This window comes from Acidaminococcus massiliensis (genome assembly GCF_900095825.1).
GTDB classification, from domain to species: Bacteria; Bacillota; Negativicutes; order Acidaminococcales; family Acidaminococcaceae; genus Acidaminococcus; species Acidaminococcus massiliensis.
In genome coordinates this window covers 738,547-757,956 of record NZ_LT608315.1, presented here as the reverse complement: position 1 = coordinate 757,956, position 19,410 = coordinate 738,547, and the positions used below count along the sequence as shown (strand labels likewise).

The 19,410-nt window shown below is 53.9% G+C and carries 16 protein-coding genes, 1 tRNA gene and 1 other annotated feature; of the genes, 4 read left to right on the top strand and 13 right to left on the bottom strand.

Annotation, left to right across the window (positions count from 1 at the left end; translation table 11 throughout):
• Positions 1-30: 30 nt before the first annotated feature.
• A complete protein-coding gene (locus tag BQ2657_RS03635; protein ID WP_075579415.1) occupies positions 31-576 on the bottom strand; it encodes a rubrerythrin family protein in 546 nt (181 codons plus the stop codon).
• A 210-nt stretch (positions 577-786) separates the two neighbouring features.
• Between BQ2657_RS03635 and BQ2657_RS03630 the strand changes: the two genes are divergently transcribed.
• A complete protein-coding gene (locus BQ2657_RS03630; RefSeq protein WP_075579414.1) occupies positions 787-1,245 on the top strand; it encodes a MarR family winged helix-turn-helix transcriptional regulator in 459 nt (152 codons plus the stop codon).
• A gap of 45 nt (positions 1,246-1,290) precedes the next feature.
• Here the strand turns inward: BQ2657_RS03630 and clpB are convergent, their stop codons facing one another.
• On the bottom strand, positions 1,291-3,834 hold the full coding sequence (gene clpB / locus BQ2657_RS03625) for an ATP-dependent chaperone ClpB (protein WP_075579413.1): 2,544 nt from the start codon (positions 3,832-3,834) through the stop codon (positions 1,291-1,293).
• Positions 3,835-3,997: 163 nt separating this feature from the next.
• Positions 3,998-5,503 carry a CYTH domain-containing protein gene (locus tag BQ2657_RS03620; protein ID WP_075579412.1) on the bottom strand — a complete coding sequence of 502 codons (1,506 nt, stop codon included), beginning with the start codon at positions 5,501-5,503 and terminating at the stop codon, positions 3,998-4,000.
• 226 nt (positions 5,504-5,729) lie between these two features.
• On the opposite strand from BQ2657_RS03620, the gene BQ2657_RS03615 reads away from it, so the two are divergent.
• Positions 5,730-6,152 carry a Fur family transcriptional regulator gene (locus BQ2657_RS03615; protein WP_075579411.1) on the top strand — a complete coding sequence of 141 codons (423 nt, stop codon included), beginning with the start codon at positions 5,730-5,732 and terminating at the stop codon, positions 6,150-6,152.
• A gap of 56 nt (positions 6,153-6,208) precedes the next feature.
• On the opposite strand, the gene BQ2657_RS03610 is transcribed toward BQ2657_RS03615, so the two are convergent.
• From BQ2657_RS03610 to BQ2657_RS03590, 5 genes are all read right to left on the bottom strand, one after another.
• Positions 6,209-7,192: a bile acid:sodium symporter family protein gene (locus tag BQ2657_RS03610; protein WP_075579410.1), complete on the bottom strand. Its 984-nt coding sequence runs from the start codon at positions 7,190-7,192 to the stop codon at positions 6,209-6,211.
• Between the two features lie 85 nt (positions 7,193-7,277).
• Positions 7,278-7,531 (bottom strand) — a binding site (T-box leader).
• 90 nt (positions 7,532-7,621) lie between these two features.
• Complete coding sequence (locus tag BQ2657_RS03605) at positions 7,622-9,061, bottom strand: YfcC family protein (protein ID WP_075579409.1); 1,440 nt, start codon at positions 9,059-9,061, stop codon at positions 7,622-7,624.
• A 21-nt stretch (positions 9,062-9,082) separates the two neighbouring features.
• Positions 9,083-10,237: a M20 family metallopeptidase gene (locus tag BQ2657_RS03600; protein WP_075579408.1), complete on the bottom strand. Its 1,155-nt coding sequence runs from the start codon at positions 10,235-10,237 to the stop codon at positions 9,083-9,085.
• A gap of 136 nt (positions 10,238-10,373) precedes the next feature.
• The gene (locus BQ2657_RS03595; protein ID WP_075579407.1) at positions 10,374-11,057 is read right to left on the bottom strand and encodes an LrgB family protein; all 684 of its coding nucleotides are present in this window, start codon (positions 11,055-11,057) and stop codon (positions 10,374-10,376) included.
• Positions 11,050-11,418 carry a CidA/LrgA family protein gene (locus BQ2657_RS03590; RefSeq protein WP_075579406.1) on the bottom strand — a complete coding sequence of 123 codons (369 nt, stop codon included), beginning with the start codon at positions 11,416-11,418 and terminating at the stop codon, positions 11,050-11,052. Before BQ2657_RS03590 ends, BQ2657_RS03595 begins: the two co-directional genes overlap by 8 nt.
• Before the next feature lie 286 nt (positions 11,419-11,704).
• On the opposite strand from BQ2657_RS03590, the gene BQ2657_RS03585 reads away from it, so the two are divergent.
• The gene (locus BQ2657_RS03585; RefSeq protein ID WP_075579405.1) at positions 11,705-13,108 is read left to right on the top strand and encodes an aspartate ammonia-lyase; all 1,404 of its coding nucleotides are present in this window, start codon (positions 11,705-11,707) and stop codon (positions 13,106-13,108) included.
• Positions 13,109-13,300: 192 nt separating this feature from the next.
• On the opposite strand, the gene BQ2657_RS03580 is transcribed toward BQ2657_RS03585, so the two are convergent.
• Positions 13,301-13,377: transfer RNA gene (locus tag BQ2657_RS03580), tRNA-Arg, on the bottom strand.
• Positions 13,378-13,549: 172 nt separating this feature from the next.
• Here BQ2657_RS03580 and BQ2657_RS03570 point away from each other — a divergent pair.
• Positions 13,550-15,808, top strand: a complete 2,259-nt coding sequence (locus BQ2657_RS03570) for a LuxR C-terminal-related transcriptional regulator (RefSeq protein ID WP_075579403.1) — start codon at positions 13,550-13,552, stop codon at positions 15,806-15,808.
• Positions 15,809-15,887: 79 nt separating this feature from the next.
• Here BQ2657_RS03570 and BQ2657_RS13560 read toward each other — a convergent pair whose 3' ends face one another.
• The 4 genes from BQ2657_RS13560 to brnQ all read right to left on the bottom strand — a co-directional run bounded on the left by BQ2657_RS13560 (position 15,888) and on the right by brnQ (position 19,409).
• Positions 15,888-16,760 (bottom strand): IS3 family transposase, encoded by an 873-nt coding sequence (locus tag BQ2657_RS13560; protein WP_408607740.1) that lies wholly within the window; start codon positions 16,758-16,760, stop codon positions 15,888-15,890.
• Positions 16,730-17,308, bottom strand: a complete 579-nt coding sequence (locus tag BQ2657_RS13555) for a helix-turn-helix domain-containing protein (protein ID WP_075578809.1) — start codon at positions 17,306-17,308, stop codon at positions 16,730-16,732. Before BQ2657_RS13555 ends, BQ2657_RS13560 begins: the two co-directional genes overlap by 31 nt.
• Before the next feature lie 71 nt (positions 17,309-17,379).
• Positions 17,380-17,988, bottom strand: coding sequence for a porin family protein (locus BQ2657_RS03555; RefSeq protein WP_075579402.1), 609 nt, complete (start codon positions 17,986-17,988; stop codon positions 17,380-17,382).
• Positions 17,989-18,065: 77 nt separating this feature from the next.
• A complete protein-coding gene (gene brnQ / locus BQ2657_RS03550) occupies positions 18,066-19,409 on the bottom strand; it encodes a branched-chain amino acid transport system II carrier protein (protein ID WP_075579401.1) in 1,344 nt (447 codons plus the stop codon).
• Position 19,410 lies beyond the last annotated feature (1 nt).

Sequence of the window (19,410 nt, the reverse complement as noted above, 5' to 3'; positions counted from 1 at the left end):
TATGTGCAGCACCCCCTGTTTCTCATCCTCTTATTTCACTTCTTTGAACGCACTTTTGGGCTGGCCGCAGAGAGGGCAGACCCAGTCATCGCTTTCGCTGTTGATGTCCCCTTCATATTCGTACCCGCAGACCGGGCACACATACACTTTTTGGGCCTTTCCCTTTTTCTCTTCCTGGGGATACCGGGCCAGGATTTCCGCCATCAGTTTCCCATGGTGTCCTTCCTGTTTGGCGAACACTTCCATTTCGTCAGCAGCTTCTGCAAAGCCGGCAGCCCGTACTTTGTCCGCCATGGCCTTTACCTGGGCTTCCCCATTGGTTTCCGCTTTTTGGAGGGTTTTCACCAGACCCCAGAAATCCTGGGGATATTTTCCGTTGAGAACTGCATAGAAGCCAGCGTGGACCGCTTCCTGGTTGGCGGCTTCGATGAACAGGGGCACCAGATCCTCATACCCCTGTTCTTTGGCCAGCCGGGCCAGTGCATAATACATCATGGTGCCGTTGGCTTCTGCCTGCATCATGGTTTTTGCCATAGATTCCAGTTCCGTTCCTTTGGTCTGTCCGTAAATGCTCATTGTCTTTTCCTCCTGTTTTCCCCTTACCGCCGGGCAGGCGGTGCCTTCTGTTTCTTTTCTTATAGCCATCAACCTCTTGCGAAAATCATTGTACCCGTTTTATTTAATTTTGTCAAATTAAATTTTGTTAAATTTTATTTGTTTTCATGTTTTTTTCCTGTTACAATAAAGTGCAACCAAAAGTTTTTCCGTGCCGGAGGTATGATCGATATGAACGAAAAGGATGCCTGCAATCCCCTGCTTCTGAAAAACCAACTCTGCTTTCCCCTGTATGCCAGCGCCCGGAAGATCGTGGCTGCCTATACCCCCTTCCTGAAAGAAATCGGGCTCACTTACGCCCAGTATGTGACCATGATGGTGCTCTGGGAAGAAAAGGCCATCACCATGCGTGACCTGGGAGAACGGCTGTACCTGGATTCCGGGACCCTGACCCCGGTGCTGAAGAAGCTGGAATCCATGGGCTATGTGAAGCGCTACCGGAAGCCCGATGACGAACGGGTGGTAGTGGTGGAAATCACCCCCGACGGCATAGCCCTCCGGGACAAAGCCCTGGAAGTCCCCCATGCCATGGGCTGTCTGGTGAACCGAAAAGGCCCCCTGTTCACTCCGGAAGAAGTGGAAGACCTGAAGAAAAAGCTGTACAGGATCATCCATTCTCTAGAAGGATAAAAATAAGGACTGCTGCACGTTTTGTGCAGCAGCCCTTATTTTTATTCACTTCTTCACCACATCGATGTTCCCGTTCTGGAACACCACTTCGATATGGTCCCCTCTCTGGATCTCGCCCCGGACGATTTTGTTGCTCACGACGGTTTCCACCGTGTGGACAATCAATCTCTTCAGAGGACGGGCCCCAAAGGCAGGGTCGAACCCGGCTTTGGCCAGGTAGGCGATGGCTTCGTCGGTGGCCGTCAGGTTCAGTTCCAGCTGGCTGTGCAGCCGGCTGCCCAGATGGTTCAGGATCAGCCGTACGATATCCTTCAGCTGTTCTTCCTGGAGCGGTTTGAACACCACAATGTCGTCCACCCGGTTCAGGAATTCCGGCCGGAAGAACTTCATCAGCATGCTCCGGACTTCGTCCTTGCTGATGGCCCCCTTCTTTTCCATGATTTCATGGGATCCCAGGTTGCTGGTCATGATGATCAGGGTGTTCTTGAAGTCCACCATCCGGCCCTGGCCGTCGGTGAGACGGCCGTCGTCCAGCACCTGGAGCAGCACGTTGAATACATCCGGATGAGCCTTTTCGATTTCATCGAACAGGATCACGGAATACGGATGACGCCGCACCGCTTCCGTCAGCTGGCCGCCTTCCTCATAGCCCACATAGCCAGGAGGGGCACCGATCAGACGGGACACCGTGTGCTTCTCCATGTATTCACTCATATCGATCCGGATGATGCTCTTCTCATCATTGAACAGCACTTCCGCCAGGGCTTTGGCCAGTTCGGTCTTGCCCACACCGGTAGGCCCCAGGAAGATGAAGGAGCCGATGGGCTTGTTGGGGTCCTTGATCCCAGCCCGGGCCCGGATCACGGCTTCGCTGACAGCTTCCACCGCTTCGTCCTGGCCGATCACCCGTTTGTGGAGGATTTCCGGCAGATGGGCCAGTTTCTTCTTTTCCCCTTCCATCAGACGGTTCACGGGGATCCCCGTCCAGGTGCTCACCACCTTGGCGATATCATCCTCGTCCACTTCTTCCTTCAGCAGGCGCTTGTCGGAATGTTCCTCTTTTTCCAGGGCCGCCAGCTGTTTCTGGAGTTCCGGCAGCTTGCCGTACTTCAGTTCCGCCAGACGGTTCAGGTCATAGGACCGTTCCGCTTCTTCCATTTCCTTCTTCACATTGTCCATATCCTTCTTCACCTGACGGATCTTGGCAATGCCGCCCTTTTCGGCTTTCCACTGGTCCATGAGCTTGTCGTTCTCGCCCTTCAGCTTGCCCAGTTCTTCTTTGATCTTTTCCAGGCGGGCCTTGGAAGCATCATCCTCTTCCTTGGACAGGGCCTGTTCCTCGATTTGGAGCTGGAGCATCCGCCGACGGCTTTCATCCAGTTCTGTAGGCATGGAATCGATTTCCACCCGCAGCCGGGCAGCGGCCTCATCCACCAGGTCGATGGCCTTGTCCGGCAGGAACCGGTCATTGATATACCGGTTGCTCAGGGTTGCCGCAGCCACCAGGGCAGAGTCCTTGATCCGGACCCCATGATGGACTTCGTACCGTTCCTTCAGCCCTCTCAGGATGGAAATGGTATCCTCCACACTGGGTTCCTTCACCGGCACCGGCTGGAAACGCCGTTCCAGGGCGGAATCCTTTTCGATATACTTCCGGTATTCCTTCAGGGTGGTGGCACCGATGCACCGGAGTTCCCCTCTGGCCAGCATGGGTTTCAGGATATTCCCCGCATCCATGGAGCCTTCGGAAGCCCCGGCCCCCACCACCGTGTGCAGTTCATCGATGAACATGATGATCTGGCCGGCGGAATCGGACACGATCTTCAGGACTTTCTTCAGCCGTTCCTCAAATTCCCCTCTGTACTTGGCCCCGGCCACCAGGGACGCCAGGTCCAGGGCATACAGGGTCTTGTTCTTCAGGGATTCCGGCACGTCTCCAGCCACGATCCGGCGGGCCAGTCCTTCCACAATGGCAGTTTTGCCCACGCCCGGTTCACCGATCAGCACCGGGTTGTTCTTTTTCCGCCGAGAGAGGATCTCGATGGTCCGGCGGATCTCATCGTCTCGGCCGATCACCGGATCCAGCTTCCCATCCCGGGCTTTCTGGGTCAGGTCCTGGCCGAATTTCTCCAGGGTCTTGCGGTTTTCGTCCGCATCCCCGTTGTTTTCATATTTGTCGATCAAGCCACGGATGGCACTGCGGGTGATCACGTACTTCTTACACAGGTTCACCACTTCCGTATCCCCGTCCTCACAAAGGGCGGCCAGCAGATGGGATGCGGTCACCTGGTTCTGGCCTGCGGCCTTTTCTGCCAGGGCAAACACCCGGGCCAGGCCCGTGCTCATACCCAGCTGATCAGACCCCTTCACAGAAGGGATCTGCTTCAGCAGACGGTCCACCTCTCGGCTGAACTGGGTTTCATCCACGTTCAGGCTCTTCAGCACAAACTTGAAGAACCCGTCCGGCTGGCTGCACATGGCAGACAGCAGATGGACGGTGGTCAGTTCCTGGTTGTAATTCATAACGGCTTGCTGCTGGGCAGCTTCCAACAATCCACGCACTTCATCACTCAAGCGTTCTGCCTGCATAACAAACACCTCCAAAAAAACCATTGGATCAATGGGTCATATTCGTTTTCAGAGCCCGAAAAAACAGGGCCCGGGAAGTCTTTTCCCACTTCCCGGGTCTTATTGTACCTCTTAAAAGTCAAAAAGTCAAATATTATTTTCGATTTTTTGACTTTTTTTGATTTTATTTTTCTTTGGCCAAACAGGACCATTCCGGATGACGTCCCACTTCCCGGAAAAAGGCTTTGCCAGCCGCGTCCGCCTTTTCCCCTCGTTTTTCCGTTCGGTTCCCCTCCTGGCCGCAGAGAGCGGCCAGAGCCAGGGTCATGTCCCGTTCCCGGGCGCCTTCTGCCCCTTCTGCCAGTGCTCCGGTCCGGGCATAGCTGCGGCAGTACTTCCACCACTGTTCCCAGTAAGTTTCTCCTCGTTTCACCAGGCGTTTTTCTCCCAATCCCCTTTCCAGGATCAGCAGGCCCGCCAGGTCTTCCAGCTGTTCCTTCCATTCCCAGGGGTCCGGATTCCCAGCGTCTTCCAAGAGCTGCTGGGCCTGCTGCCAATGGTTCCAGCGCTTCTGGAGCAGCCCTTCTAAAGTGGGACAGGTTCCGTCCTTCCGGGCCAAGGATACCAGATACAGCAGCTGCCACAGGGCCGCTCCCGCTTCCCGGCCGCAGCAGTCTGCACAGTGCTGGGCCGCTGCCACCCACCGATCTTCCAGCCACTGCCAAGCTGGTTCCAGGGAAAGGAGCTCCTCCGGGAAAGGTTTTTCCCGCTGCCGGTCAGAAGTCTCTAAGTAGTCCACCGGTTCCAGCACCGTCAGGAGTCCATCCAGGAGATCCCGCCCCTTCTTCCAGGAAGTCCGGGACAAAAATCCGGCTCCCAGATTCCACAGGCCGGCACACTGCTGAAGGGTAAGGAGAAGCCGGCGGCTCTGGAATTCCTGTTTTTCTCCAGGCACCAGAAGATCCAATCCTTCTCCCAGGCCCTGCTGGACCAAAAATCGCCACACCTCTAACGGATCGTCCTGCCGGTTCCAGGACGGATCCTTTCCGGCCCTGGCTGGTTCACTCTTCCAGCCAGTCAGATCCAATCCTCGTTTGAACTTACTCCGTTCTTCCGGCCAGAGAGGGATTTCCCGAGCCAGTGCTGCCGTGAACCGCAGCAAATCCCGTTCCTGCCCCCTTTTGATTTCCAGTTCCAATTCCTCGATGGGAGCTTTTTTCTCTCCTGCCGTCAGCGTGCCTTGATCCAGGGCCGCTTCCACCACCGTCACGGCAGAAAGCTGGATCAGTGCCGTCTTCCGGGTAAACTCCACCGTACATAAAGGAAGCAGTTCATCTTCCTGGAGCAGTGTCTGGAGCTTTTGGTCCAACTGAGGAGTAAATCCGGCCAGGACAGCCTCCTGTTTCTCCAGAGGCACCGTATATTCTTCCCGGCTGGAAAAGCCATTCACCGTTTTTCCTTGGCTTTTCACCGTCGCCTCAAAAGTCTTTCCATTGATCCTGCGGATCCGGTAAGCCATTCCGGTCCGGGTCAGTTTCCGGTCCCGGGTATCCAGATACTGGTTCCAGAGCTTCAGGGTATGATGACTGCCGGGGATGATCCGCTCTTTGACCAGCGGCAGTTGGAAAAACTTCCTGCGGCCAGCTTTGGTCGATAGCAATTTGATTTCCTTTTCCTGTCCATAAGCCATCTTGTTCCACACTCCCTGATCGTTTCATCTTTTTCCTTTTATTGTAACACATGCTGTACCGGCTTTGGATGCGCTGTTTGGTTATAAAGACAGTTCCTGCCGGACAAAACGATGCTTTTTCTATCCAGAACTATATTTTATTTGACTTTCTATGTATTAAAAGTTATTATTAAAGAAAGTTGGATTTTAATCATTTTCCCCACAAGATCTATACAAGGAGGCTGCCATGCTGAGTCCAAAGGAACTGACGGAAATCCTGAAAGCCGGTGGCATGAAGATCACCCCCCAGCGCTTGGAAGTCTACCGTGCCTTTACCGGACCGGAGGAGCATCCTACTGCAACGGAGATTTACGAACGAGTCAAGGAACAGATGCCCACCCTGAGCTTTGCCACCATTTATCAGGCCCTGGGCTTTTTCTGTCGGATGGAACTGATCCAGACAGTGGATGTGGGAGACGGGATCATGCGCTACGACGTGGACCCCCGCCCCCATCCCCATTTCCGCTGTGAAAAATGCGGAAAAGTATTCAACCTGGAGCTGGATTACCATCAGCAGCTGGACCAGGAAACCGCTGAAAAGACCGGTTTCATCATCCACAGCCATCAAACCTATTTCTTAGGGATCTGCAAAGATTGCCAGGAGAAATAAAAAAGAGGGGGTGCTGCACGTGTGAAAGCCCGCACATGTACAGCACCCCCTCTTTTTCAATCTCCTACCGCCACAGAAACTTTTTCTGTGGCTTTTTGTTTTGCTTCATACCGTTCCATGTTCCGGGCGAAGAGACCGGCTAGGAAGGAACCAGTGATCTGATGGACGGCGGCGCCTACAGCGGCCGGGATGGCCATGGCAGGAGCGAAGTACACAGCGCAGATAGACAGGGCCAGTGCGTCATTCTGCATCCCCACTTCCAGGGTTACGGAATGCTGCTGGGGTTTGCCCATGCCCAGTTTCCCGGTGATAAAATACCCCATACCAAAGCCCACCAGGTTGTGGAGCAGCACCAGCACCACCACAAAGGTCCCCAGAGCCACGATTTTGGCCCCGTTCACGGCCACCACGCCGCCCAGGATGGACAGCACAGCAAAAGCGGACAGCAGTACCAGCACTTTCTGGATCTGGGCCAGGAATTTTTCTCCCACTGCTTTGTGGACCAGGAGCCCCAGCACCAGGGGAACCAGGATCACTTTCATGACCGTAAGAGCCATGGAAATAAAGGAGACGTCCACATATTCACCGGCCAGGGCCCATACCAGGAAGGGCATCATCACAGGGGCCAAGAGGGTGGAAACGGTAGTGACAGATACGGCCAGGGGCACATCCCCTTTGGCCAGGAAGCTCATCACATTGGAAGCTGTGCCGCTGGGGCAGGAACCCAGGAGCACCATGCCCACTGCCAGATCCGGACTCAGGTGGAACACCTTGGTAAGGGCAAAAGCCACCAAGGGCATGATGGTATAATGGCACACCGTGCCAGCCAGGACTTCCTTGGGCCGTTGGAGCACCAGTTTGAAATCGGACAGATGGAGAGTCATGCCCATGCCGAACATCACCACTCCCAGGAGCCATACAGTGTAATGGACGGACCAGGAAAAGGCCCCCGGTACGAAATACCCTCCCACGATGGTGGCCAGCACCAGCCAGGTGAGATTTTTCCCTACGAAACCACTTACTTTTGTCAACAGATTCATTGTTTACCCCTCCAAAAGATGTTTTCTGCAAAAATCAAACGGCTGATGGCTTCCCTGGGAGAAAAAGAAAAGCGCTTTGTCTCCTGTAAGAGACAAAGCGCTGTGCTCTGCGGTACCACTCTTGTTGTCGCGGCTGCGACCTCTTCACAAGCATCTCCGGATTTCCCTTCCAATGCCGGACAGAATAACGGCTGTCAGCCGGCCCCACTTACTTGCATCCTTTCAGCGGGCAGCTCCTGGGTGATTTTCCTTCTCCCCTGGACATCCTGCCTCGCACCAAACGGCAGGTTCTCTGGAATGTCAGGATGGACAAGTACTTTTCCCAATCAACACTGTCTGATGTTTTGTTATGGGCCTTATTATACGCTTTCAAGAAAATTTGTCAACAAGTTTTTCTTAAGTCCTCAATCCGAGGACATCAATACACTCTCAGAAAGGTCCCAGATGGACAGCGGATGCATACCACATGACCACAAAGGCAAAGATCCATTCCAGCCCCAAGAGAGGGAAGGCGAACTTCCACCAGCGCCGGAGAGGTACACCGGCTACGGTAAGTACGGTCATGGTGGTGCCGCTGGCCGGAGTGATCATGTTGGTGAAGGCATCCCCCATCTGGAAGGCCAGGACGGCAGTCTGACGGGTGAGCCCCACCAGGTCCGCCAGAGGCGCCATGATGGGCATGGTGATGGCAGCCTGGCCGGAGCCGGAGGGCACCACCAGGTTGAATACATCCTGGACGATGAACATGCCGAAGCCCAGGAGGGACTGGGGGAACACATTCAGCCCCGCCGCCAGGTAGTAGATGATGGTATCCAGGATCTTGCTGTCCCCCATGAGCAGGGTCACCCCTTTGCACAGGGAAACCATCATGCAGGGCATGGCCATGTTTCTCACCCCGCCGATGAAAGCGTTGGCAAAATCATTGACACTGAGCCGGCCCACGATACCGGCAAAGACAGCCATCATCAGGAACAGGGCTGCCAGTTCATCCATGTAGAAGCCGAATTTGATGACCCCCACCAGGATGGCGCCTACAGTCACCACGAAGCCGGCCATGATGATCTTCTGCCGGCCGGTCATCAGCACATTGTCCCCTTCATAAGCACTCAGATCCATCTGGGGACGGTAGATCTGATCGTAGTCGTACATGTAGCTGCTTTCTGGATTCTTCTTGATCTTCCGGGCATACCACATGGTGTAGGACACATTGATGATAATCAGGGCGACCAGCATGGCCACCCGGATCTCAATGCCGGAAAACATGGGCAGACCGGAAATGCTCTGGGCCACCCCTACGGTAAAGGCATTGGTCACCCCGGCCCCATAACCCCCGCTGACCGCGGCCAAAGGCATGGCCACCGCCACGATGGAATCAAAGCCCAAGGCATAGCATACGGCCATGATGAGAGGCACAAAGGCGATGTATTCCTCGCTGCAGCCGGCAAAGGTGCTCAGGCAGGTCATAATGGTGAGCAGCACCGGGATCAGCAGCATCTCCCGCCCTTTGACTTTGGTCACCACGTGCCCCAGCGCCCCATTGATGGCTCCCGTGGAAGCCATCACATTCAGGGCTCCGCCGATGATCATCAGGAAGCCTACAATGCCGCTGGCTCCCTTGACGCCCCGGGGCACAGCCTTGAACACATCGAAGAATCCAGCAGGATGCCGGGCGATGAAATGGAAAGTATTGGGATCTACCACCATCCGCCCGCTGGCCGCATCCTTCACCCGATCAAAAGTCCCGGCCGGGATCAGATAGGTGGCAATGGCCGTAAGGATCAAGATAAAGAAAATGATGATGATCGGGCTGGGCACTGATACTTTTTTGTTCACAGGTTTCTGAACGGTTTCCTGTTTGTTTTCTGTCATGACAACTCCCCTTTGCAGCAGTTACAGACGGCAGATGGCCGCAGCCAGCAGCATGGTCCGTTCAAACATAGTTTCGACGATGGCATATTCCTGGAGGGTGTGGGCCCCATCCCCCTTGACCCCTACGGAATCCAAGATGGGGATCCCCGCCTGGGCCATAAAGGAGGCATCGGAACAGCCGCCGGGATGGGCCGCCCCGAAAGCCGGGAGGCCGAACTCTGCCGCCGCTTGGTTCACCAGGTCCAGCAGCCGGTCATTGCCTTCGGTCCGTTCGAAGACGGGCATGAAAGCAGGGAATTCCACTTCCGTCCGGGTCCCAGGTACGTGGGTCTCAGCACAGATGGCCCGGATGGCCTTTTCCAATGCGTCCTTGTCTTCATTGTAATCATACCGGCAGTCCACTTCGATCCGGCAGGTATCTGCCACCGCATTGGAAACCGTACCACCGGAAATGATGTCCGTACTGACGATCCGGCCTTTTTCCAGATCCGTCAAGGCCCGGAGCGCAATGATCTTGTGGGCCATCTCTTCAATAGCATTGGCAGAAGAGGCGTAAGCGTTGCCTACATGGCCGGCCTTCCCATGGACGGTGATCCACACATCCATACAGCCCTTCCGGCCAACGGTGAGACAGTCATCCATCCGGCCGGTTTCCAGGTTGAAGGCGCACAGGCAGCCTTGGGCTTCTTCCGCCAGCAGCCGGTCTGCCTGAGATCCCTGGTGGGTGATTTCTTCATCGGGGACGAAGAGCAGTTTGATGGGATGCTGGTCATAACCGATCTTTTCCAGCACTTTGGCCAGATAGACCGCCATGACGATGCCCCCCTTCATGTCACAGACCCCGGGGCCATAGGCCTTTCCTTCCTTGATGGTAAAGGGGTCTTCCGGGTAGCTGCCGTCGGGGAACACCGTATCCAAATGGCCGCTGAGGAGGATGGGCTGACCGGCCCGGCCCTTTCCGGACCAGGCCCGGATCAAGGGTACCGCTCCGGATTCCACCAATTCACTTTCCAATCCCAGCTTCTGGAGATAAACAGACACCTTTCCCATCAGGGTCTGCATCCGTTCTTTTTCCTTGCTGCCGGCCTGGAAGTTGATCAGATCCTTCCAAAAATCCAGCATCTCCTTCCGGAAACTTTCCACCGCTTCCCGGATTTTTTCGTTTTGCTGCTCCATGAATCTCTCCTTTGTCCAATACAGTAAAGTAACACCGATAATTTATACATAGATAGTGTATATTATTTTTAATTGTATCGAAAATCTTCGGTGTTGGCAATAGGAAAAAGGGGCTGCTCCTGCAACACCCCCTTTCTTACATAAAAAACAGCGCCAGCCCTGTGGTTATGATCCCGCACACACACAGGGAAATGGAACTCATTGCCCCTTGGATCTTGCCGATTTCCAAGGCTTTGCTGGTCCCTACCGCATGACTGCAAGCTCCAATGGCCACTCCTTCTGCTACCGGATCCGTGATGTGGAACAGTTTGCTGAGGAACGGTGCCAGCACAGCCCCCTCGATGCCAGTGATCACCACCGCCCCAGCCGTAATGCCGGGAATCCCCCCGCCGTTTTCCGAAATCCCCAGGGCAATGGCCGTGGTAACGCTTTTGGGCAGCATGGAGGCAGAAAACACGGAATTGGTCTGGAACAGGTGGCACAGTGCCAGAGCCGCCGCGATACTCCCCAGGCTCCCTGCTGTACACCCCACCAGGACCGGCAGGAAGTTCTCCTGGAGCACTTTCCGCTGCTGGTAGATATTGAGGGCCAGTACTGCCGTAGCCGGACCCAGGAGCATGGTGATCATGGAGCCTCCCACATTGAAATGTTTCAGCGGGATACCGGTGACCGTCAGGATCACCACGATCATCAGAGAAGAAGTCAGCACCGGATTGCACAGCAGCCAGCCTGTTTTTTTCTGGAGCTTCACCCCCAGCACCCAACAGATAAAGATCAGGGTCAGGGCAAAGAAAGGGGTACGGGTAAAGGCTTCAGGCATGGGCGGCTCCTTTCTTCCGGCGGAGTTTCAAGCAAAGCTGGACACTCCAGCCGGCAATGAAATACACCAGCGGCGTGGTCACCAGGGTGATCACCAAAAAGGGAACCAGGTAATTCGTCAAGGTCTCTACATATTCCATGGTTCCCACCACCGCCGGTACAAAGAAGATCCCCATATTCCGGATGAAAAAAACTCCCGCATCCTTGATCTGTTCCGGCCGCAGGATTTTCCGGTACAGCAGCAGCGTCAGCACCAGCAGGCTGATCACACTGTAAGGCACCATAAAAGGCAGCAAAGATGCGATTCCGATGCCGATCAGACAGACACCGAAAATCAGCGCCAATTCCGTAACAATATTCATGACTCCCCCTAAAACAACTTGTCCGTAAAGACTTTTCACAAAATACAATAATATAAGTATATAGTATCCTGGCAGAGAAGAAAAGAGATAAACAGGTAAATCTGACATCTTCTGCTGAATTGACTGATATCTCATTGATGATTCTCTTGAATTTTTCGAACGCCAATCATTTAACAAGCCATCTGCGTTTTTATAATTTAGAACGCTATTAAAAAATAGTACTTGATTGTTCGGTAAAAAGGTTTATAATAGGACCATAAAATGATTTCCAAGGAGGAAATAGGCAATGAGTCAGCAAAAATTCGAACGTTTGGAAAGTGATTCCATCGGTAAGAAATACGTCCCCGGGGACGCCTATTATGGAGTGCAGTCTCTGCGTGCTCATGAAAATTTCCATATTACCGGGCAATCCACTCATCCGACCATGATCAGAAGCCTGGCTTACATCAAGAAAGCCTGTGCGATGGCCAATCGGCGGGCTGGCACATTGCAGCCTGCTGCAGCAGACGCCATCATGGCAGCCTGCGATCAGCTCCTGGAAGGGAAACACTTGGACCAGTTCATCCTGGACCCCATCCAAGGCGGAGCCGGTACCTCTCTCAACATGAATGCCAATGAAGTGATTGCTAACATCGCCATCGAGATTTTGGGAGGCAAAAAAGGCGATTATACCCTGATCCATCCCAATGATGATGTGAACCGGGGCCAATCCACCAACGATGTGATCCCTACCGCCGGAAAACTGACGGTACTTTTCCTGTTGGAAGATCTTTACAAAAGCTTGAAAGCCCTGAAAGAGGCTTTTGCCCGGAAAGGCGTAGAATTCGATTCCATCCTGAAAATGGGCCGGACCCAGCTCCAGGATGCAGTCCCCATCCGTTTGGGCCAGGAATTCAAAGCCTATGCCACGGCCATGGACCGGGGGCTCAGACGGATCCAGTCGGCAGCCAGAGAAATGACAGAAATCAATATGGGCGGTACAGCCATCGGCACCGGAGTCAATGCAGACCCCTCCTATTCCCACCATATTGCAGCAGATCTTTCTCAGCTGACCGGCTTTTCTTTTACCCAGGCAGCGGACTTGATCGACGCCACCCAGAACATCGACAGCTTCGCCTCGGTTTCCGGCAGCCTGAAAGACTGTGCCATCGCCCTTTCCAAGATTTCCAATGACCTGCGGCTCATGTCTTCCGGCCCTCGGACCGGGCTGGAAGAGATCACCCTCCCGGCCAAACAGAATGGCTCTTCCATCATGCCCGGCAAAGTCAACCCGGTGATCCCGGAAGTAGTCAGCCAGGTGGCATTCCGGATCGTCGGCAATGACACCTGTGTGGCCATGGCGGTAGAAGCCGGCCAGCTGGAACTGAACGCCTTTGAGCCGGTGATCTTCTATTCCCTGTTCCAGAGCATCGATATCCTCCGGGAAGCAGCGGATACCCTGCGGATCAACTGTGTGGAAGGCATCACTGCCAACAAAGAACACTGCCAGCATCTGCTGAAGATGAGTGCCGGGATCGTCACGGCCCTGAGCCCCTACATCGGATATGTGAAGGCGGCCAAGCTGGCCAAGGAATCCCTGGCCAAGAACATCCCGGTGGTGGAACTGGCCCGGCAGCAGCACTATCTCTCTGACAAGCAGCTGGAACAGGTCCTGGATCCCTACAAGATGACCACGCCGGTGGCGAGATAAGAAGGCTGCCTCTGGCAGCCAGGTCACGGACCTAGAGTCACGGGCCTGGACGTTTAAGTCCTTTGTTCTTTTTCTATAGGACGGTAAGACAAAATCGGTTGGAATCCGCAAAATCGGATTTTGAGGTTATACCAACAAGCCCGCGACCCAAAAAAAGGGACTGTTGCCCAAGCAACAGTCCCTTTGATTTTCTGGTGCGATTGGCGCGAGTCGAACGCGCGACCCTCTGCTTAGGAGGCAGATGCTCTATCCAACTGAGCTACAACCGCATAACAAGATTATTATAACAACTGAAGGGAAAGGAAGCAAGATAGAGACTCTTTTTCCCCACAAGGAATCTGGACAACCCCAATTTTTTTCGCTTATAATAATCAATAACATTTTTTCTGTCCCTGTACTCCAGGGACTTTTCTCTATATCCATCAAAAAGGAGGAAATTCCATGGCAGCTGTGAAAGACGAACTGCTCCATTTGGGCCGTACCATCCTCCACGCCTATTTTGAAGAAACAAACCTAGGTCCTCTCCTGGCACATCTGGCTCCAGATGTGATTTGGCTGGGTGTCGGCCAAGAAATGCGGGCAAAAGGCCGGACTGCGGTGACAGCCATCTTTGAGAAAGGACAAGACCAGCTGATTCCCTGCCGGCAAAGCCAGGAGCGGACGCTAGTCCGGTCCCTGGGAGACGGACTGTGGCTGGTCCAAATCTGTTCCTTGGTAGAAACAGATCCCTCTTACAAGATGTATCTCCAGGCTTACCAGCGCTGTGCCTTCTGTTTCCGGAAAAACCAGGCGGGAGATTGGGAGATCGCTTATCTGAACCATTCCATGGCTTACGAAGCCGTCCGGGAAAATGAACTGTTTGCCATCAGCCAGGGCATCCGGAATTTCCGGAAGCTGAAGACCGCCGATCCAGTCCTGTTCACGCCCCAGGACAAGGAGCTGATGTACCAGCTGATCCGTAAGCTGTTCCAGCCCCTTTCCCGGGAAGAACAGCAGGTATGCCTGACCCTTTCCCTGTTCCCCCGTTTTTCCCGGGCCCAGGCGGAATTCATCTGCCCTCACCCAGACACTCTGGCCCGGCTGGAAGAACACTGGAAGCGCAGCCCCTTCCTGGCCTATGAGCCTTCCCAAGGGACCTTTGCCTTCCATCCGGTGTTCCAGGAATATCTCCAGGGCCAATTCCAGGAAGAATCCTGGAGCTGGCAGAAAAAAGCCTATATCCGAGCCACCCGGTGGCAGCTCCACAGCGGGGATTTTGCCCAGGCCTTTGCCCTGGCCCTCAAGGGAAAAGCCTGGCCCCAGGCCCTCCAGGCAGTGGAACGGGCGGGCCTTGCCATTTTATACCAGCAGCCCTCCTCCCTGCTGATCCAGCTGCTCCGAAAATGCCCTCCGGAAGAGAAGGCCCGACATTTTGCCGGCTGCGCCCTGATCCTCCTGGCCTTGAACCTGCTCCAGTCTCCCCAGACCGCCCGGGAAGAACGGGAAATCCTGCTGGCTTCCCTGCCCGATGACTGGGCCTATACCCCGGAAGACCAAGCCAGGATCCTTTTCCTCACAGCCCTGGACAGCCTGCCGGACCTGGACGCCCTGGAGCCGGCCTTCCGGCAGTTCTTCGCCTATTGCCGGCAGCACCATATCCGGCTGCCCCGGGATTATTTCCAGGGCATCCACCGGGGTGTCTCCGGACAACTGGTGCTGTACTACCGCCGGGCCGGCAGCCTGGCCCGGAACACCCGCCAGCTCCAGGCCCTCTATGACGGCTGCGGAGAAACCCTCCAGGGCGTCAGCGGTCCCCTGTGGCGTTCCGCCGTGGCGGCAGAGCTGGCCTATCTCCAGGGGGAGCTTTCCACTGCCGAAGAAGTGCTCCAAGCTTTTCTGGATGCTCCCTGCCAGACCCTGGATGAACAGCAGCGGGCCATCATCGCCCTGTTCCTGGTGCCTCGGATCGCCCTGATCCGGCAGGACCAGGAACAGTTCCTGGGCTGGAAAAAGCATTACCGGAAGCTGTCCCAGCTGATTACAGACCCTCTGACCCGGACAGACCTGGACCTGGTAGGGATTTTCGTCCAAAGCCTGTTGGAACAGCCTTCTCCCAGCCTGGAAAAACATCTGGAACGGATGAACAGCCTGCCGGATTATCCTTCCCTCCAAGGGATGCGCCAGTCCACCCGGCACCGTCTCCAGCTGACCATGGGCAGATACCAGCTACTGCTCCTGTCCACCCGTCCCCAGGATGCCGTCCCATCTCCCACTTCTTCCCAGATGTGCCGGTGCTACGACGCCATTGTCCAGATTGCGGCCCTGGAACATACGGGCCTTGGCGAAGAAGCGGCCGCCCTGCTCCGGTCCACCCTAGCAGAAGCCCTGGAAGACAAACTGTACCTGCCCTTTGTGGAGCACCAGTCCCTGCTGGGTCCCATGCTGGTGAAAGCCGTCCAACAGCCGGAATTCGCCGATTTCCTGCAGGTGGTCCAGTCCTATTCCCTCACCCCTGCAAAAGGCCGTCCTTTGAAGGAAGAAGTCTTCAGTGCCCGGGAAAAACTGGTGATCCAACGGGTGAAAGAAGGCCGGACCAACAAGGAAATCGCCCAGGAGCTGAATGTGGCAGAAATCACCATAAAAAAACAGCTGAGCCTGCTCTATCACCGTTTCCAGGTGAAGAACAGGACCCAGCTGCTCCACGCAGTGGAGAAAATGTGAAAAAAGGGGGCATTACGTGATGTGACCCCAAAAAGTTAGACCTTAGTAACGAGATGGTTTTTACTGTCTCGTTACTTTTTTATGCTGCCAGCAAAGAAAGCCTGTATTGAACAGGACTTTTCCAGCCCAGTTTTTCCTTGATCCTTTGTTCGTTATAGTATTTGATGTATCGTTCGATAGCGGCTTTTAGTTCTTCGTAGCTGTAGTAGATCACTCCATAATACATTTCCTGTTTCATTAAGCCGAAAAAGTTTTCCATTACAGCGTTATCATGACAGTTACCCTTTCGAGACATGCTCTGAAAAATTCGTTCTTTTTTTAGTTTCCTGGTATAGGCCTTCATTTGGTATGCCCAGCCCTGATCGGAGTGAAACGTTCTTCGATATGGACAATCAGCAGTAATTTCGATTGCTTCAGCTTGAGCTTCCAGTATGCTTTCAGCCGAAGGACGTTTGGCTATTCCATAGCTGATGATTTCATCATCGAACATGTCCAGGAAAGGATCCAGATAAAGCTTGTGCAGGGTCAGATGTCCCTGTGTATCTACTTCATAATATTTGAATTCTGAAGTATCGGTCGTAATCTTCTGATGTGGGATATTCGTCTCAAAACGACGATGTATTCTATTCGGAGCAATGGTCCCTACCTTACCCTTATAGGAACTGTATTTACGGCTTTTCCGGGTAAAGGATGTTACCTGAAGGCTCAGTTTCTGCATGATACGTTGAACTTTCTTCTTGTTCACGCAAATCCCTTGATTCTTCAGCTCACCGGTCATGCGCCGATATCCATAATCTTTATGCTGGCTGCGGATTTCCTGTATTTTGTCCTCTACTTCCTGGTCTGGATTCACGCGGTCAAACCGTTTCTGCCAGTACATATAGGTCGCTTTGGGCATTTGAGTATAGGAGAGAAGGTCTTTCAATTTGAATGATCTTCGGAGACTGGAGATGATTTTCGCAACTCTCTCATTTTTGCTTCGTCCTCTAAACGCAGTCTCCTCAGTTCTTTTAAAAAAGCATTCTCTATACGGAGTTTAAGATTTTCATCCTCTAACTCCTTGACATGTTCCACACTGATGTCGACCATCGGCTGCTGAACCTGGGTATCTGTTTTTTTGGTTTGAGATTTGTTCAAAGTTCTCTTCCTGCCTTTTTTATGTGACCGTAAAGCATCTGGTCCCGCAATTCTAAATTCATTGACCCATCTGGCAATCATTGATGGGTTGTTGATCCCTACTTGAATTGCTAGTTCCTGATATGAGATTTCATTTGTTAAGTAAGACTCTACCACAGAAAGTTTTTCTTTGAAAGAGTATATTTTTTGAGAGCGGGATCTTTTCAGTCCATCATCACCAAATGCCTTGTAAGCAGCAACCCACTTTAGCAGCTGGCTGCTACTCGCCATCCCATATTTACGTGAAATAGAAATACACCCTTCGTCACTGTTCAAATATTCCAGTACTATTTTTTTCTTAAATTCATAGCTGTGTTTTGCCATAAAAAACTGACCCCCAATTGTTAGATTTTTGGTCTAACAATTGGGGGTCAGCTCATACGCCCCCCCTTTTTTTAAAACTTGTACGATACCCCCACATTCACTTCATGGGTCTTGGCATCGATGTCTCCCTTGAAATCTTTGTACTTGCTGTCATTGTAAGATACGTTGGCTTCCCAGTTGTCAGTGAAGGCGTAGCCAACCCCCAGTTCGTACTGGGTGATGTTGTTGCCAGCGCCGAACTTGGCCCAGCCGGTGGTCTTTTCCGTAATGGGCAGCCGGCCGATGGCCCCTACCTGATACCCACTGTTGTTGTCATGGTAGCCATGCTGTTTCAGCCGGTTCCGCACATAGCCTCCAAAACCATAGAGATAGGGATTGAACTGGTAGACCAGGCTTACCTGATGGGATTGGGCAGACGCATCATGGTCCCCTTCATGGGCTGCATACCGATAATCCAAACCCAGGTTGTCGGCAATCCCGATGGTGCCGCCCACCCGGTACCGGGTATCCCCGCCGAAGTCCTTGGTTTCTCCGTGCTGTTTCCATTTGAGAGTATTGCCCACCGTGACGTTGGCATCGATCTTTGCAGCGCCAGGAGCAATCTTGGCCAGGGGAGAAGCACAGGCCACGGTCAAAGGCAGCAGGCTCAGCACTGCAGTGGCCATCATCATTTTTTTCATGGGAAATCCCTCCTTCAATGGATTCAAACATTCATCATTCTTTCATTATACACTTTTTCTTTCATTTTCGCAAAAATTCACCGGTTTGTGCCAGTGAGCTTCACCGCAGCGTCAGCAGCAGCCACGGCCGCCAGGGTGGGCAGCAGCCAGCTCATCCCCAGAGCAAACAGGGGCAGCTGGTGGTAGCAGCCCAGCAAAGCCTGGACCGGACCGGTCTCCTGCAGCCCCTTGGGCAGGACACTGAGAGCATCCCCAAAAGCCGCCAGCCCCGCCAGAAGCATGGGCCACCGGTACAGCCTCCTGTCCTTCCCCAAGAGAGCGGACGCAAAAGAAGCTAGGATCAGGGTGATAGCCATGGGATACAGGAACATGAGGATGGGCACGGCCAGCACGATGATCTGGGTCAGCCCCACATTCCCGATCAGGAAAGAGATCCCGGCGAACAGTACACAGTAGGCTTTATAGCCCAGGCTGCCGGGGAACAGTTCCCGGAAGGTATTGGCGCAGGCGGTGATCAAGCCGATGGCCGTTTTCAGACAGGCAAAAGTCACGATGGCTGCCAGCAGCATGCCCCCCACCGGACCAAAATAAGCATGGGCGATCTGGGCCAGGGCAATCCCCCCGTTGGCGGATACCGCCAGCTGCCCCAGGCTGGACGTACCCAGCCAGGTGATCAGGGTGTAAATCAGGGACATGAGGAACACCACAATGACCCCCACCTTCAGCAGATCCACGGAAATATTCTCCACGTCCCGGACCCCCAGGTCCTTCAGGGTGTTGATCACCACCACGGAAAAGGCCAGCATGGCCAGCACGTCCATGGTGTTATACCCTTCCTTGAACCCGGTGAGGAAGGCGTGTTCCACATAGGCGCCCTGGGGAAAGCTTCCGGCAATGGAGCCCATGGGATGGACCAGAGCCACCGCCACCAGGATGGCCAGGAAAGCCAGGAAAATCGGGTTCAGGAACTTCCCGATGTACACCACCAGCTTGGAAGGCTTCAGGGAAAACAATAGAGCCGCGGCCATGAACAAGAAGGTGAACCCAGCCAGGAAAAGAGTCTGATTCTCCCCCACAAAGGGTACGATCCCGATTTGGTAAGAGACGGTGGCCGTCCGGGGCAGGGCAAAGGCCGGCCCGATGGTCAGATACAGCAGCACCGTAAAGATCCGGGCAAAGACGGGATGCACATTCCCCGCCAGTTCTTCCAGGCTGCCGCTGCCGGAAAGGCCGAAGGCAATCAAGGCCAGGAAGGGCATCAGCACCCCGGTGGAAATGAAGCCAATGTTGGCACTCCAGAAATGGGCGCCGGCCAATTGGCCCATGTGCACTGGAAAAATCAGGTTCCCCGCTCCAAAGAGCATCCCGAACAGCATGGAACCCACAAAAAGATATTCTGCAGAAGTAAGTTTGTGATCCATG

Coding starts and splice junctions, on each gene's coding strand:
- brnQ (WP_075579401.1), bottom strand. CDS start 19,409: ATGGATCACAAACTTACTTCTGCAGAATATCTTTTTGTGGGTTCCATG.
- BQ2657_RS03570 (WP_075579403.1), top strand. CDS start 13,550: ATGGCAGCTGTGAAAGACGAACTGCTCCATTTGGGCCGTACCATCCTC.
- BQ2657_RS03555 (WP_075579402.1), bottom strand. CDS start 17,988: ATGAAAAAAATGATGATGGCCACTGCAGTGCTGAGCCTGCTGCCTTTG.
- BQ2657_RS03630 (WP_075579414.1), top strand. CDS start 787: ATGAACGAAAAGGATGCCTGCAATCCCCTGCTTCTGAAAAACCAACTC.
- clpB (WP_075579413.1), bottom strand. CDS start 3,834: ATGCAGGCAGAACGCTTGAGTGATGAAGTGCGTGGATTGTTGGAAGCT.
- BQ2657_RS03635 (WP_075579415.1), bottom strand. CDS start 576: ATGAGCATTTACGGACAGACCAAAGGAACGGAACTGGAATCTATGGCA.
- BQ2657_RS03585 (WP_075579405.1), top strand. CDS start 11,705: ATGAGTCAGCAAAAATTCGAACGTTTGGAAAGTGATTCCATCGGTAAG.
- BQ2657_RS03600 (WP_075579408.1), bottom strand. CDS start 10,237: ATGGAGCAGCAAAACGAAAAAATCCGGGAAGCGGTGGAAAGTTTCCGG.
- BQ2657_RS03610 (WP_075579410.1), bottom strand. CDS start 7,192: ATGAATCTGTTGACAAAAGTAAGTGGTTTCGTAGGGAAAAATCTCACC.
- BQ2657_RS03615 (WP_075579411.1), top strand. CDS start 5,730: ATGCTGAGTCCAAAGGAACTGACGGAAATCCTGAAAGCCGGTGGCATG.
- BQ2657_RS03605 (WP_075579409.1), bottom strand. CDS start 9,061: ATGACAGAAAACAAACAGGAAACCGTTCAGAAACCTGTGAACAAAAAA.
- BQ2657_RS03620 (WP_075579412.1), bottom strand. CDS start 5,503: ATGGCTTATGGACAGGAAAAGGAAATCAAATTGCTATCGACCAAAGCT.
- BQ2657_RS13555 (WP_075578809.1), bottom strand. CDS start 17,308: ATGGCAAAACACAGCTATGAATTTAAGAAAAAAATAGTACTGGAATAT.
- BQ2657_RS03595 (WP_075579407.1), bottom strand. CDS start 11,057: ATGCCTGAAGCCTTTACCCGTACCCCTTTCTTTGCCCTGACCCTGATC.
- BQ2657_RS03590 (WP_075579406.1), bottom strand. CDS start 11,418: ATGAATATTGTTACGGAATTGGCGCTGATTTTCGGTGTCTGTCTGATC.